Below are 13182 nucleotides of genomic sequence, written 5' to 3' on the forward strand. Positions count from 1 at the left end.
ATAAAACTTAAGGGTAAGAGGAAGTTGAAGAGTGAATGTTGTAAACTTAAAACAGGTTATATTCTCCTTCCCTGAATAACTCTTAATATTATTGCAATTATAGCAATTACCAGCAAAATGTGGATGAGATTGCCAGTAGCATAGCCTCCAAAATATCCGATGCCCCATGCAATGATTAATATTACTGCTACGATATATAATAAATTTCCCATGATGCTTGTTTTTATTTATTATGATTAATTTATTGAATCAAATGTACTTATTATAAAATGCTATTGAATGAGGCAAATCATTTATGCGTTTGATTTACGTCATTTTTCTGGTTACTCCGTTAATCTAAAAATGTTAATATAAAAACAAGAAGCTAATCCCAAGTCTGTTTTGTTTCTGCTGTATAAAGAATCAATTGTATAAGTTTAGTAACACGTCCCGCCTTAATAGTAAATGTAGTTAAGTACAATAAAATAAATTTTCTTTCTGTTTATTAATATTAATGATGGGCTTGAGGGAGTATATGTATAGGTGTGCGTTTCTGTTACGCTGATTTCATTACCTCATAATTTTCATTTACAAATTTTTTTACCCAGTTATCTGATCAAAATGCCATACCAAATATCTTAAGTAACTTACGTATATGAAAGTTAATTTACGATCCAGACTTGATGTGCTGAAGCATTTGGAAAAGGATATTCAAAATGCAGTAACAGTATATTTAAAACCAATTGATGATATCTGGCAACCTTCAGACCTGCTTCCAGATGCCAGTAGTGAAAGCTTTTACGAAGATGTAAAAGAACTGCAACAAAGTGCTAAAGGTTTGTCTAATGACCTGTTAGCGGTGCTGATTGGTGACACTATTACGGAAGAAGCGCTTCCTACCTATGAATCATGGTTATTATCTTTAAACGATATAACAGAAGACAGGGAAGGTGGATGGAACCAATGGATAAGGGCGTGGACCGCGGAAGAAAACCGCCATGGTGATGTATTGAATAAGTACTTGTACCTTTCTGGGCGAGTGAACATGCAGCAAATGGAAATATCAACGCAATATTTACTTGCAGACGGTTTTGATATAGGTACATCAAGGGATCCTTACCGCAATTTTATTTACACCAGTTTTCAGGAATTAGCCACTAATCTGTCACACAGAAGAGTTGCACAGTTTGCTAAAGAATATGGTGATACTTTATTGGCAAAACTCTGTGGCAATGTTGCAAGTGATGAAGCAAGACATGCCAACGCCTACAAATCATTTGTTGCAAAAGTCTTTGAGATAGACCCCAGTGAAATGATGCTGGCATTTGAAGATATGATGCGAAAAAAGATTGTAATGCCTGCTCATTTCTTACGGGAAATGGGATTGCCTAAGGGCCAAACCTTTAGCCATTTCTCAGATGCTGCACAACGTATTGGCGTGTACACCTCTACTGATTATGTAAATATTTTAAGATCATTGATTACAGAATGGAAGATTACCGGGATGAGATCCCTGACCGATGCCGGCGAAAAGGCAAGAGATTATATTATCGGCTTACCAGACAGATTGCAAAGAATTGCCACCAGAAGCAATACAGAAACAGGTTATTCATTTAGTTGGATACGTCCATAAAAAAAATGAGATTTTCCCAAATGGTCTAAGATGCTGCCTATAATTTCAATAATTTTCTCTATCAATTTCTCAAAAGCCGGGATGGTGTAAAAGAACTGCATGTGCAACATAAAGAACCAAACGTACAAGTGTGCGACGCAACAGGCGATGCCAGATGTACAAGTGTTGGTCAAAAAAATATTACCATCTTCGCAGAATCTGAAAAGAACAAAAACATTACAAAAAAAACAAATCATTCCAGTATCTTAGCCACCTATGGTAGTCATAAAAAGTCATGCAGAATTCGAAGCGCACTTAGGCAAAGAGATCGGCGTCTCTCCCTGGCATAAAATAACCCAGGAACAGATCAACAATTTCGCCGATGCTACGCTGGACCATCAATGGATACATATTGATGTAGAAAGAGCCAAAAAAGAAAGCCCTTTTAAAACTACTATAGCACATGGCTACCTTACACTCTCTCTTATCCCATATTTCTGGAAACAGATCTGTGATGTGCAGAATCTTAAGATGGAAGTAAATTATGGGATAGAGCAACTTAAGTTTGGGCAGCCTGTACTTGTAAACAGCGAAGTAAGATGCAGGGTTTTGCTAAAATCTATCATCAACCTCAGAGGTATTACCAAATGCACGCTCTTTATTCAACTGGAAATAAAGGACCAGCCAAAGCTTGCCTTTGCAGGTGATACTTTATTTCTTTATCATTTTCTTTAAGGACATCCTGTACTGCAGCTTATCTGTGGTTAATGGCTATACATTTAATGCAGAGATCCGAATAAACTCTTTCCACTCAGGACCATAAATATCAGGCTTCCTAAAATAATCCCAGTTAAAATAGCATAACCCATGGGGTTGTCAGTTCGGTAAAATGGCTCTTCTAAATGTGAAATTACCTTACGGCTTTTTTTGATGAATGGCCTCAAGGATAATTGGATAAACGAACTGGTGCTTAAAATCTTCTTAAGCATAGCGATTGGTTTTTTATTGGTTTGGATAATATAAGTAACAGCATTTCGAAACCTCAAAAAGAATCAACAAGCTAAATGCTGTTGGTATAACTTACTACTTGTAAGGTTAAATATTTTACTTGCTAAATCTAACGCTATTATTACCTTGTTTATTACGTGGGGAATAGTCACTTTTATCTATACACTTGTTTATGGTTTAATTCGAAAAGTGTTGCTGTAATCCCTGTTTTAGTTTTATTTCCAGATCGTGTCATGTGTGGCAGCGTCTGATACAAAACCTCCCGATATATCGGCCCTTGATTGGTGGATTTAAATTAAATAGTGCATTGATTTAGCCATCCTTTTTAATGATTCTTATAAGTAATAACAACAGAAAGGCAGTCAAATTATTTCAACCGACACACTTGTATTGTATCTTACAGATAAAGCATTTTTAATCCGGCATACCGGGTAATGATATTTCCAGCTGAAGAATTTTCTCTAGTATCAGGGAGAAGGAGCCTATTAGGGCAGCGTTTTCGCCAAAGCTTGAAGAGAGTACCGGAACTTTACGGGAGATGGCCTTCATGGAATACTGGTCCCATTGCCTGCTGATTTTTTCAATCAACTGTGGCTCATATTCTATTAACTCTCCGTAAAGCACCACACATTCTGTATTGAATAATTTTATCAACGTATCAATGCCGATACCAATGTAAGCGGTTGCGTTGTTTACGATTTCTATTGCTAATGGATCTGCCTTTCTCGCAGATTCAAATACGAGTGCAGCATCAATTTTACCCGCCTCCAGTTTGTGTAAAATGCTTTTATTGTAGAGAGGTGCCTGCGCTTGTGCAATTTCTGCAATGCCATATCCGGAGGCCAATGCCTCAAGGGTGCCGGTAACTCCTTCCATTCCTTTTCTTGTACTGTTTTTATCAACTACTACATGCCCGATCTCGCCGGCAAAGCCATCCGCACCGGAAAACAGTTTTCTATCAAGAATAATACCTGCACCAATACCATAGCCAAGATTGAGGCAAATAAAGTTTGCATATTGCCTGCCGACGCCATACAACAATTCCCCTACTGCTACAAGGTCAACCACATTTCCCAGGGCTATTTCCAAATCCGTATATTTAGAAAGCGCTTCGCGGATATTTACATTTCTCCAGTTAAAGATGGGTGAGTACTCTATGATCCCTGAACTTTTATTGACCATTCCACTCACTGCAATCCCGATGCCCCAAAGCCGTAATTTCTTTTGGCGGACACGGTCAACTAATTTCCCGATAAGGCCGCCAACCTGTGTCATCACTTCATCAAAACCATCTTTGAAGTTGGTAGGAATATGTATTTCAAAAATAAATTCACCAGCTAAATTCGAGAGTACTGCGCGTATAAAACTGGCATCTATATCAATACCGATCACATAATTCTCTTTTGAATTAAACCTTACCAGTTGTGGTGGTCTTCCTCCTCCTGATAATCCTTTGCTGTCTGTTTGCAGCAGGTTCATTTGAACAAGGCTTTCTATAATACGTGTTAGCGTGGGTGCACTCAGCCCCGTTTGCTGAAGAATCTTTGCCCTGGTTATTTTCTTCTCATTCCTTATAAGCCTAAGTACGGCTATCTTACTCAGGTTGGACTGGAAATCAAACTTGTCCTGTTGTGCAACCATTTCCTTCATCTTAATTTCATCGCTTTTGCAAATAATGCGATCAATGTCAAAACTAAATATTTCAGTTGATGGAAACTAATTTCGAAAAGGCCATCTAAGATTCTTTATAATAAGTGAGTCAGACTTTTGTATATTTTGAAATAAATTAAACTTTTTATTCCTTGCTAAACTCTTCTTAAGACTATTTGCCGATGACGTCGAAATGTATGTATGAATTTATATTATTAAAATATAATTGATAATTAGATAGTTAATTTAATATTAGTTTTTTATTTGACCACTTTTGGGTTATCATATTGAATAGAGTAAATAAGAAACAGTGTAGATAGCCTGTAAAGATTTTTTAAATTCATTTTTATTGAATGTCTGATTAATCCTACTTTTGAAAAACTATGAAATAAAGCTCTGAGTTTAAACGATACAGCTATGCCGGGAAAATACGGTCATTTAGTTTTTGTTACCGGGTTTGGTCTTTTAACAGTTGGTGTTAATGATGCGCGAAGTCAGTCAATGCATTACAAGGGTATTCCATTTGAGGACAGTGTTTATAAAAAAGGGGCGCAAAAGATTCCCGGAAAACTCCAGTGCGAGTACTATGATTTCGGTGGTGAAGGCGTAGCTTATCACGATAATGATTCCATCAATTCAGGGAGCGGTAAATTAAATCCGGCAGACGGAAGCTATTTGCACGAATTCCGCATTAACGAGGCCGTGGATATTTCTTTTACCAAATTCCGCGACCCTGCTATAGACAATACGCCCTACAATTTTGTACAGCCCGATAAAGATCAGTTTTATGTTGGGTGGACCCAACCCGGCGAGTGGATAAAGTATACTATACAGGTTGAAAAATCCGGCAACTACCAGTTGGGATTAATGTTCACCTCCAATAAAAATGGTAAGATATCATTTGCCGTGAATGATAAGGATGTTACCGGGCCTATTATGGTTCCGTCCACTTTTGTGGCTGCTGATACGGTGGCCTGGCGGCAATGGCATCACTGGAATTATATTGACAATATCGCATCAATTCATTTGGATAAGGGATTGCAGACATTCACCATTCATACTGTTGATGTCGGGAACATGAATTATGATTTTATCAACTTTAAAAGAATAGATTAAAAACAAGGCCCTTTAACGAACGGTAACAGAAAAATGTTTAAGCGCTTTTATGTTTTGTGAGGCTCAAAACTGTCTTTTATTTCGATGCACTTTTCTTTTTAATGATCTTTATAAAAGCTACTGATTTTTTATGTTACCTGCAGCAGCATTTCATGGCATCATCGTTGCGTCGCATTACGTTCATCTGAATAACTTTTGGCATCTTATTCTTACAATTAATAAGTATCATCATTGCACCATATCAAAAAATATTTAGAACAAGTAACATGAAGAACAAAGAAATCCAGGCAGTGATAAATGCCCTGTTCGATGCTATTGAAAAAATGATTCCGGTGTACATAGAAGACCCGGAAGATAAAGCTATATCGAATGGAAATGTTGCCGCTTGCTTGATCGATGAAAACGGAATATTGTATGGTAGAATGTTTGGCAGTAATAAAGCAAGGTTAAGGCAATCTTATAAAGTGGCATGGACAAAGGCAAACCAGGTATGGCTTACAGGAGTAAGGACCGGCGAATATGAAAGAATGGTTTTTAATAAAGAAGTGGAAGAAAATGGAAACGGTATAGAAGCGCCGGACCTGATTGGATGGGAGGGTGGACAACCATTGACCATGCATAACGGAGCGAAATTATTTGTTGGATTTAGTGGTTTCAGGGGTGTTACGGACCTGGAAATAATGGTAAAAGCACTTGCTGAGGCAGAAAAGGTTTAATGGCATCGGGCTTGGTAGGCTTGCTTATTCATGCTGAATAAAATTGATTCAGTACAAGAGTGCGACGCAACAATGTATAATAGCAGTAATGCAGTCTGGCTCATAAAAATCATTCCATAAATACTTTATAGAAACAACCATCATTAACGATATAAATACTAAAACATGAGATACACTCCTTCTGAAGACCGGTACACAAAAATGACCTACAACCGTTGCGGCAAAAGCGGGTTGTTATTGCCTGCTTTATCACTGGGGCTCTGGCATAACTTCGGACATATTGATCGCCTGGAAAATGCCCGCAATATTTTAAGAGTGGCTTTTGACAACGGCATTACGCACTTTGATTTAGCCAATAATTACGGGCCACCTCCGGGCTCTGCAGAAGAAAATTTCGGCAACATATTTAAAGATGATTTTGCCGCCTATCGCGATGAGTTGATCATCTCCACCAAGGCCGGCTGGGGCATGTGGCCCGGGCCTTATGGAGACTGGGGCTCCAAAAAATACCTGGTGGCAAGTCTTGACCAGAGCTTAAAAAGAATGGGTCTGGAGTATGTAGATATATTTTATCATCATCGTCCCGATCCCAATACCCCGCTGGAAGAAACGATGGGTACATTAGACCTGATGGTGCGCCAGGGAAAATGTCTTTATGTTGGTATATCAAGCTACCAACCCGATGAAGCTGCGAAGGCCTTTAGTATTTTAAAGCAATTAGGTACACCTTGTTTAATTCATCAACCTAAATATTCGATGTTCGATCGTTGGGTGGAAGATGGGTTACTCGACGTGCTCGAAGAAAATGGAGTTGGCTGTATTCCCTTTTCTCCATTGGCCCAGGGCATGTTAACCAATAAATATTTAAAAGGCATTCCCGAAGATTCCAGAGCAGCCAGTCACCGCGGCAATGGCGCCATTGATGAAGACCAGGTCTCCGATGAAAAAATAAATAAAGTGCGTCAATTAAATGCACTGGCAGAAGAACGCGGACAGAATCTTGCACAAATGGCACTTGCATGGATATTGAAAGATAAGCGCATTACGAGTGTATTAATTGGTGCAAGTAAGCCGGAGCAGATATTGGATTCCATCCGTTGTCTTGACAATTATTCATTTACCGGTGAAGAGCTGGCAAGGATAAATAATATTTTACGCTAAACAATAACGCAATACAAATGATTCTTATTTGTAGGGCGGGCAGGGAAAGATCAATGTTCCCAGCTAGTCGCCCAACTATAAGAAGATAGCGTTTGTAAGCAATAGCATTTTTTAATGATTGCAAAATGGTAATTTCTTTTATGAGCCAGACTGTATTGCTGCTATAAAGCCCAATTGCGTCGCACTCTTGTGCGCCTTTCTCATTATGAACAAATACAAACGGTCTCTTCGATTGATACGAATTAAGAAAAATATCAGCGTATGAAAAAGCCATTTGTCAAAACAAACCGGGGTGAAAAAGCTCAGCCCTTTATCGTTACAGCAGTCTTATTGTTAAGCCTGTTTAATTCATTTGCTATTGCACAAAAAAAGCAAAAGGATCTGCCGTTGATTCCCGCATTGAATGCCTATTCTTTCAGTGATTTGCTGTCTGCAAAAGATGCGCACAATAACCTACAAGTTTATACGCTGTTCAACCTGCTTGACTGGTGTGCGGCGCAAAAAATAAAAGCACTGGATCCTACCGCCTATTTCTTCCCCACTTACCCGGAAGTGCCAACAGATGAATACCTGCTAAAATTCAAAAATCGGGCAGCGGAGTTAGGCATTGTAATAAGCGGCACAGGCATACGAAATAATTTTGCTTCGCCCGATCCTAAAGTGCGTGCTGAAGGCGTTGAACTTGCCAGGAACTGGATCATTACCGCATCAAAAATGGGTGCCCCCGTAGTAAGATTATTTGCCGGTGAAATTCCAAAAGGCTATGAAGATAAATGGGAAGAAGTCGCTGGTTGGATGATCGATTGCTACAAACAATGTGCAGTATTCGCCGAAAAGTATTGCATTAAGATCGGCATCCAGAATCATGGAGATATGTTGCAAACCGCAGCGCAATGTATTTATGTGCTGAAAGCCGTTAACTCAAAGTGGGTTGGCTTGATTATAGACACCGGCAATTTCAAAACGGCAGATCCCTATCAAGACATTGCAGAGGTGGTTCCCTATGCCGTTAACTGGCAGATAAAAGAAAGTGTTTTTGGTTTAGGAAACGAAGTGCCTACAGATTTTAAACGCCTGGTTAAAATAATAAAAGATGGTGGGTACAAAGGTTACTTACCCATTGAAACCTTGCTGGTAAAAGGAAAACCTTACGACCCTTTTACGCTGGTTCCTCAAATGCTGCAGCAATTGACAGCTGCGATTAATGAGGCGTATCAATAAGCTTCAAAATTTGTAATCAATATAAATCATGATAAGAAAACTTGCACTACTCAATCATCCATTTCTTGTGTTGTTCGCATTTCTGATAAATGCGATAAGCGTTTCAGCACAGGATACAGCGGGAAAAGGTTTTGCATTTGAGCAAAACGCAAAGCTTGGACGTGGTGTAAATATTATTGGTTATGACCCGCTGTGGAAAGATTCTTCCAAAGCAAGGATGAAAGAAAAACATTTCCAGCTGATAAAAGAAGCCGGCTTTAACAATGTTCGCATTGTGATAAGTCCCTTCAGGTTTTCGATGGGCGACACTGACTTTACGATCAATCCAATGTTTTTTACAACACTTGATTGGGCCATCAAGACTTCGCTGAAAAATGGCTTGATGGTTATAGTGGATTTTCACGAGCACAACGCCATGGGCAAAGATCCGCTTGGTACGAAGCCCATGTTTTTGGCCATGTGGAAACAGATCGCAACGCATTGTAAAGATTACCCGGATAATGTGTTGTTTGAAATAGCCAATGAGCCGAACATGAAGCCTGAACTATGGAACCAGGTTTATAGGGAGGCATATAAAATAATCAGGGAATCTAATCCCGGCAGAACATTAATTATTGGTACTGTTTATGGTAATCAAATCAGGTTCCTGCAGGATTTGGTCTTACCTGAAAACGATCGCAACGTCATTGTGGCGATTCACTATTACAGTCCCATTCATTTTACCCACCAGGGAGCTCCTTGGTCAGAACAAAGCAAAGACCTGAGTGGCATAACGTGGACGGGAAATGACGCAGAAATCGAGGCAGTACAGCGCGATTTCGATATGGCACAGCAATGGTCAAAGACGTATAACCGCCCACTTACTTTGGGTGAATTTGGCGCCTACGAAAAGGCGGATATGCCTTCCCGTGTAAGATGGACTAACTACATTGCCAGGCAGGCTGAAGCACGCAAATGGAGCTGGAGTTACTGGCAATTCGATTCTGATTTTATTGTGTATGATATCGGCAAAGACGAATGGGTCGCACCGATCTTGCATGCCCTTATCCCCGACAAAAAGTAATGTTAATGCATGCGTTATCAAAGCTGGATTACATCAAAACCTGGGGTCACAATAAATTTAGAATACTTGGTTGTCGGCGGCCAGTCTTAATCCGGTTACTGTTTAAAATATTTTTCTGCATAGGCAAGAAATGTTGGCCAGTTAGGTCCCGTGGTATGGCCGCCGCTATGCTGACGAAATGCGATCTCACCATCAATCAGCGAAGTTTCCATGGCCGGCATCTCAGTCGTGCCAAGATCTTTTTTACCAAGCAGTTTATACACAGGCCCGGCATTTATGCTGGCAATAAAAGTTCCTTTGCCATCCACCCAATTGCCTTCCACAGCAGGGGAACCAACACTTATAAATACGGGCCGCGGCGCACATAATGCAATGAGTTCATGTGCATCAACAGGCAGGTCATTTGGCGTAAGGGTGCTGGCATATTTTATAAAATTTCCGCAGAACCAGTGATACTCTCCTGAGCCCGCAAGATTCTCCACCTGTTCGCCAAAAACACGACGCAAAATTTTTGCACCACCAGCACCTGAGGAACCGATAAAGCCGATGGCGATACGCGGCTCGTAAGCCATGGTAACCAATGCGGCTTTGCCATAACGCGACAAACCTTCGATGCCTATATGTTTTGTATCGACAGAAGGGTCTGTTTCAAAATAGTCTATCGCACGGCTGGTGCCCCATGCCCATGCCCGCAATGTGCCCCAATCATCGGGCTTGCGGGGCTGGCCTTTATTGACCAACCCAATGATGCCTTTTGTTAATCCTGCTCCATTATCTGCCTGGTAACTCGTGGGAATTAATATGGCATAACCCCAGCCTTTTTCGAGCACCTGCTCCTGCCATGTTGGTCCGGGCGCTGTTGGTAATTTAAAACCCGGTGGAAATATAAAACTGAATTCCATCATAACAGGCACGGGCTTGTTTGTTGCCGGCGTAGTTAGCGAAAGCTGTATATCGACTTTTATGTTTGGATAAGCTGAATTATCGATGTGACCCAATAAATTTTTCGTTATCGCTTTTATATTACCGATGGTTGTATCTGTGCTGCTGATGACTTCCCATTTTACTGCAGGGGTATTTGCAGGAACACGGCCATAAATTTCTTTATCGAAATCTTCCACAATTTCGGGCCTTCGTTGTGTCCACCATATTTTTGCATCGGTTACTTTTTTGCCATTCTTCAATAGTAAAGGATCGGGTAAAGTATAGGCAGGAACTTTTGATTCATCAGCATTTGCAGCATTGGGTGCCTGCGGATTTCCTGAAGGTCCGGGTCTTGTCGAATCGATGTTTAATTGTTTCAGCATTATTTTGTAATCTACTTCCGATGCCTGCTGAATCAACTTTTGTTCCCGTTTAAAATTCTCCCAACGCAAACTGTCTTCCGTTGACATTTTATTCTGGGCATGAAGCGTTGCAGCGGAAACAAGCATTACAAAAAGAAAATATTTTTTCATTGACTGTGATTTATGAATAAGAATGGGAACAGCACTTAGTATGGATATTTTTTGATAATGAGCCAAACTGCATTGCTGCCATTAAACTCCTGTTGCGTCGCGCTCTTGTGCAGTATAGCTTCGGGCGGCGAGCTATGAGCTTCGAGCAAAACATTAATAAGCTCGCAGCTCAATGCTGATAGCTGATTGCAGTTCTTTAGTACAAGTGAGTGACACAACCACCGATGCCACGAAGTGCAGAAGCCTGCAGTATAAAAAGCACATTCGCAATTTGCATCATTTATCGGTTGCAAATGCTGATGCAGGCAAGCCCTCCTTGTTATACAAATTGGCGCCTTCCGGATTGTCGGCCCATGCATAACGAACCGCAACAGGATCTTTGATCGCATCATTCCAAACAATCACGGTATTGTTTTTGATCGTCGCTTTTGCCCAAATAAATTTTTTATCGCTACTGGCAATGGAAAAATATTTCAGATCGCCGTTCTTCGCCATTAGCCCACTACCCGTATTTGTAAAGCTGATAATTATTTTATTGCCGTCAATTTTCATTGACTGGTAAAGCGGCCCTGAATAAACAATGTCTTTTTCATAGTAAGCGATTTTTTCTGCAGCCAGCGCTAAACGTTTTCCTACATCTTCTTTGTTCAAAGGATGAATATCATTCCACTCGCCGATATCTGTAGTTACAACTATGGCTGTATTTGGAACAGCTAATGTTTTGAGCTGTGCTTCCCTCAGCTCCGCCCAATCGCTTTCAGATGGCTGTTCTTTTGTTTGCATAAAGTTGGCGAGCTGCACATATAAAAAAGGAAAATCGCCCTGTTGCCATTGACGGCGCCAATCTTTTATTACGGCGGCAAATAATTGATGATATTCCGAAGCTCTTGATGCATTTGATTCGCCCTGGTACCATATTACGCCTTTGATGGAATAGCTGGTAAGCGGCGCCGTCATTGCATTGTACAAGCCACCGGGCATATAGTTAAAAGTTGTCGAAGACGGAATAGGCCCTGCTGCAGCACCCAGTTTATATTGCCATGTTCCGGCTAAATCAATCGTGTCATTTCCGGTAAATAATTTATAAGGTTTGTCTTTGGTAAAGCCACCTGAACCTGCATAGTTGATCACACGAACAACAAGTATATTCTTTCCTTCTTTCAGCAAACCTGCGGGCACAATATATTTTCTTGGCGGGTATTGATATTGGGTGGCGCCAACAAATGTTCCGTTGATATAAACAGAATCCCTGTCAATAATGGTACCCAAAAATAACCGCAGTGGTTTGTTGCGCATGTTTGCCGGAACATCGAATGCTTTCCTGAACCATACAACACCATTTGTATCTGGCAGCCCTGCGTCTTTCCAGTAACCGGGCACCTGCATGGTTTGCCATGATGATGCGTCGTAGCCAGTATCATACCATTTCTTTTCATCATGCAGACCTTTATCTCTTTGCCAGATATTATTATACCATGCATCGCTGTTGGCTTTGTCAGATTTTTTTATGCTGTCAACATAAGCATCGTTTTTTAAAGTATCTGTCTTATAGAGGTAAGCAGGAAATTGTTTTAATGCATCTTCACTCAGCCATGCTTCTGCAGGTGAGCCACCGACTGCGGCTTTTATTAAACCAACCGGCACATGATATTTTTCGTACAAAGCTTTTGCAAAAAAATATCCGACAGCCGTAAAGTGCAAAACAGATTGCGGTGTTGTTGTTTCCCAGTTGCCCGATGGCAGGTCTTGCTGTGCTGCATGAAAATTATAATTGGTAGAGACATTAAACTGCCTGATGTTTGAATTGTTAGCGGCGGAAATAATTGCAGGATATTTATCTTTTAGTCTTTCCATAGGCAACTCCATATTTGATTGTCCCGAGCAAATCCATACGTCACCAACCAGGATATTTTTTATCGTGATGTGATTGCTGGCATCGATCTGCATATCATAAGGTTCGCCGGCATGCATAGGAGAAAGTGAAATCATCCACTTGCCATCTTTGCCTGCTGTTGTAGCATATGTTTGGTCGCGAAAAGTAACCGCTACTTTTTCATCAACAGCAGCCCAGCCCCAAATCTGCACATCTATATCTCTTTGCAGTATCATGCTGTCGTTTATAAGCCTTGGTAATTTTACCTGTGCAGAAACTTTAATAATCATAAGCAGGCAAGACAATGAAAGAAAAAGCTTTGGCAT

The 13182-nt window shown here is 40.4% G+C and carries 11 protein-coding genes; 7 read left to right on the plus strand and 4 right to left on the minus strand.

Annotated features, from left to right (window positions below):
• Positions 1-56: 56 nt before the first annotated feature.
• Positions 57-212, minus strand: coding sequence for a lmo0937 family membrane protein (locus FRZ67_RS13760; protein ID WP_147190193.1), 156 nt, complete (start codon positions 210-212; stop codon positions 57-59).
• A gap of 422 nt (positions 213-634) precedes the next feature.
• On the opposite strand from FRZ67_RS13760, the gene FRZ67_RS13765 reads away from it, so the two are divergent.
• Both FRZ67_RS13765 and FRZ67_RS13770 read left to right on the plus strand, forming a co-directional pair.
• Complete coding sequence (locus tag FRZ67_RS13765; protein ID WP_147190195.1) at positions 635-1612, plus strand: acyl-ACP desaturase; 978 nt, start codon at positions 635-637, stop codon at positions 1610-1612.
• A 255-nt stretch (positions 1613-1867) separates the two neighbouring features.
• Positions 1868-2326, plus strand: a complete 459-nt coding sequence (locus FRZ67_RS13770; RefSeq protein WP_147190197.1) for a MaoC family dehydratase — start codon at positions 1868-1870, stop codon at positions 2324-2326.
• Positions 2327-3013: 687 nt separating this feature from the next.
• On the opposite strand, the gene FRZ67_RS13775 is transcribed toward FRZ67_RS13770, so the two are convergent.
• Entirely contained in the window at positions 3014-4249 is a 1236-nt protein-coding gene (locus FRZ67_RS13775) for an ROK family transcriptional regulator (protein ID WP_147190199.1), read from the minus strand.
• Positions 4250-4666: 417 nt separating this feature from the next.
• Between FRZ67_RS13775 and FRZ67_RS13780 the strand changes: the two genes are divergently transcribed.
• From FRZ67_RS13780 to FRZ67_RS13800, 5 genes are all read left to right on the plus strand, one after another.
• A complete protein-coding gene (locus FRZ67_RS13780) occupies positions 4667-5365 on the plus strand; it encodes a carbohydrate-binding protein (RefSeq protein WP_225975338.1) in 699 nt (232 codons plus the stop codon).
• A gap of 266 nt (positions 5366-5631) precedes the next feature.
• On the plus strand, positions 5632-6081 hold the full coding sequence (locus FRZ67_RS13785; RefSeq protein WP_147190201.1) for a hypothetical protein: 450 nt from the start codon (positions 5632-5634) through the stop codon (positions 6079-6081).
• A gap of 165 nt (positions 6082-6246) precedes the next feature.
• Positions 6247-7242: an L-glyceraldehyde 3-phosphate reductase gene (gene mgrA / locus FRZ67_RS13790; RefSeq protein ID WP_147190203.1), complete on the plus strand. Its 996-nt coding sequence runs from the start codon at positions 6247-6249 to the stop codon at positions 7240-7242.
• 261 nt (positions 7243-7503) lie between these two features.
• Positions 7504-8463, plus strand: coding sequence for a sugar phosphate isomerase/epimerase family protein (locus tag FRZ67_RS13795; RefSeq protein WP_147190204.1), 960 nt, complete (start codon positions 7504-7506; stop codon positions 8461-8463).
• A 28-nt stretch (positions 8464-8491) separates the two neighbouring features.
• Positions 8492-9526, plus strand: coding sequence for a glycoside hydrolase family 5 protein (locus FRZ67_RS13800; protein WP_147190206.1), 1035 nt, complete (start codon positions 8492-8494; stop codon positions 9524-9526).
• A 95-nt stretch (positions 9527-9621) separates the two neighbouring features.
• Here FRZ67_RS13800 and FRZ67_RS13805 read toward each other — a convergent pair whose 3' ends face one another.
• Both FRZ67_RS13805 and FRZ67_RS13810 read right to left on the minus strand, forming a co-directional pair.
• Complete coding sequence (locus FRZ67_RS13805) at positions 9622-10983, minus strand: glucuronyl esterase domain-containing protein (protein WP_147190209.1); 1362 nt, start codon at positions 10981-10983, stop codon at positions 9622-9624.
• A 276-nt stretch (positions 10984-11259) separates the two neighbouring features.
• The gene (locus FRZ67_RS13810) at positions 11260-13182 is read right to left on the minus strand and encodes a sialate O-acetylesterase (RefSeq protein WP_147190211.1); all 1923 of its coding nucleotides are present in this window, start codon (positions 13180-13182) and stop codon (positions 11260-11262) included.

The sequence above is a fragment of the Panacibacter ginsenosidivorans genome (assembly GCF_007971225.1).
Lineage (GTDB): Bacteria > Bacteroidota > Bacteroidia > Chitinophagales > Chitinophagaceae > Panacibacter > Panacibacter ginsenosidivorans.

Bases quoted from the DNA above. Each gene is read 5' to 3' on its own strand.
- FRZ67_RS13760 (WP_147190193.1), bottom strand. From the start codon at position 212: ATGGGAAATTTATTATATATCGTAGCAGTAATATTAATCATTGCATGG.
- FRZ67_RS13765 (WP_147190195.1), top strand. From the start codon at position 635: ATGAAAGTTAATTTACGATCCAGACTTGATGTGCTGAAGCATTTGGAA.
- FRZ67_RS13770 (WP_147190197.1), top strand. From the start codon at position 1,868: ATGGTAGTCATAAAAAGTCATGCAGAATTCGAAGCGCACTTAGGCAAA.
- FRZ67_RS13775 (WP_147190199.1), bottom strand. From the start codon at position 4,249: ATGAAGGAAATGGTTGCACAACAGGACAAGTTTGATTTCCAGTCCAAC.
- FRZ67_RS13780 (WP_225975338.1), top strand. From the start codon at position 4,667: ATGCCGGGAAAATACGGTCATTTAGTTTTTGTTACCGGGTTTGGTCTT.
- FRZ67_RS13785 (WP_147190201.1), top strand. From the start codon at position 5,632: ATGAAGAACAAAGAAATCCAGGCAGTGATAAATGCCCTGTTCGATGCT.
- mgrA (WP_147190203.1), top strand. From the start codon at position 6,247: ATGAGATACACTCCTTCTGAAGACCGGTACACAAAAATGACCTACAAC.
- FRZ67_RS13795 (WP_147190204.1), top strand. From the start codon at position 7,504: ATGAAAAAGCCATTTGTCAAAACAAACCGGGGTGAAAAAGCTCAGCCC.
- FRZ67_RS13800 (WP_147190206.1), top strand. From the start codon at position 8,492: ATGATAAGAAAACTTGCACTACTCAATCATCCATTTCTTGTGTTGTTC.
- FRZ67_RS13805 (WP_147190209.1), bottom strand. From the start codon at position 10,983: ATGAAAAAATATTTTCTTTTTGTAATGCTTGTTTCCGCTGCAACGCTT.
- FRZ67_RS13810 (WP_147190211.1), bottom strand. From the start codon at position 13,182: ATGCCAAAGCTTTTTCTTTCATTGTCTTGCCTGCTTATGATTATTAAA.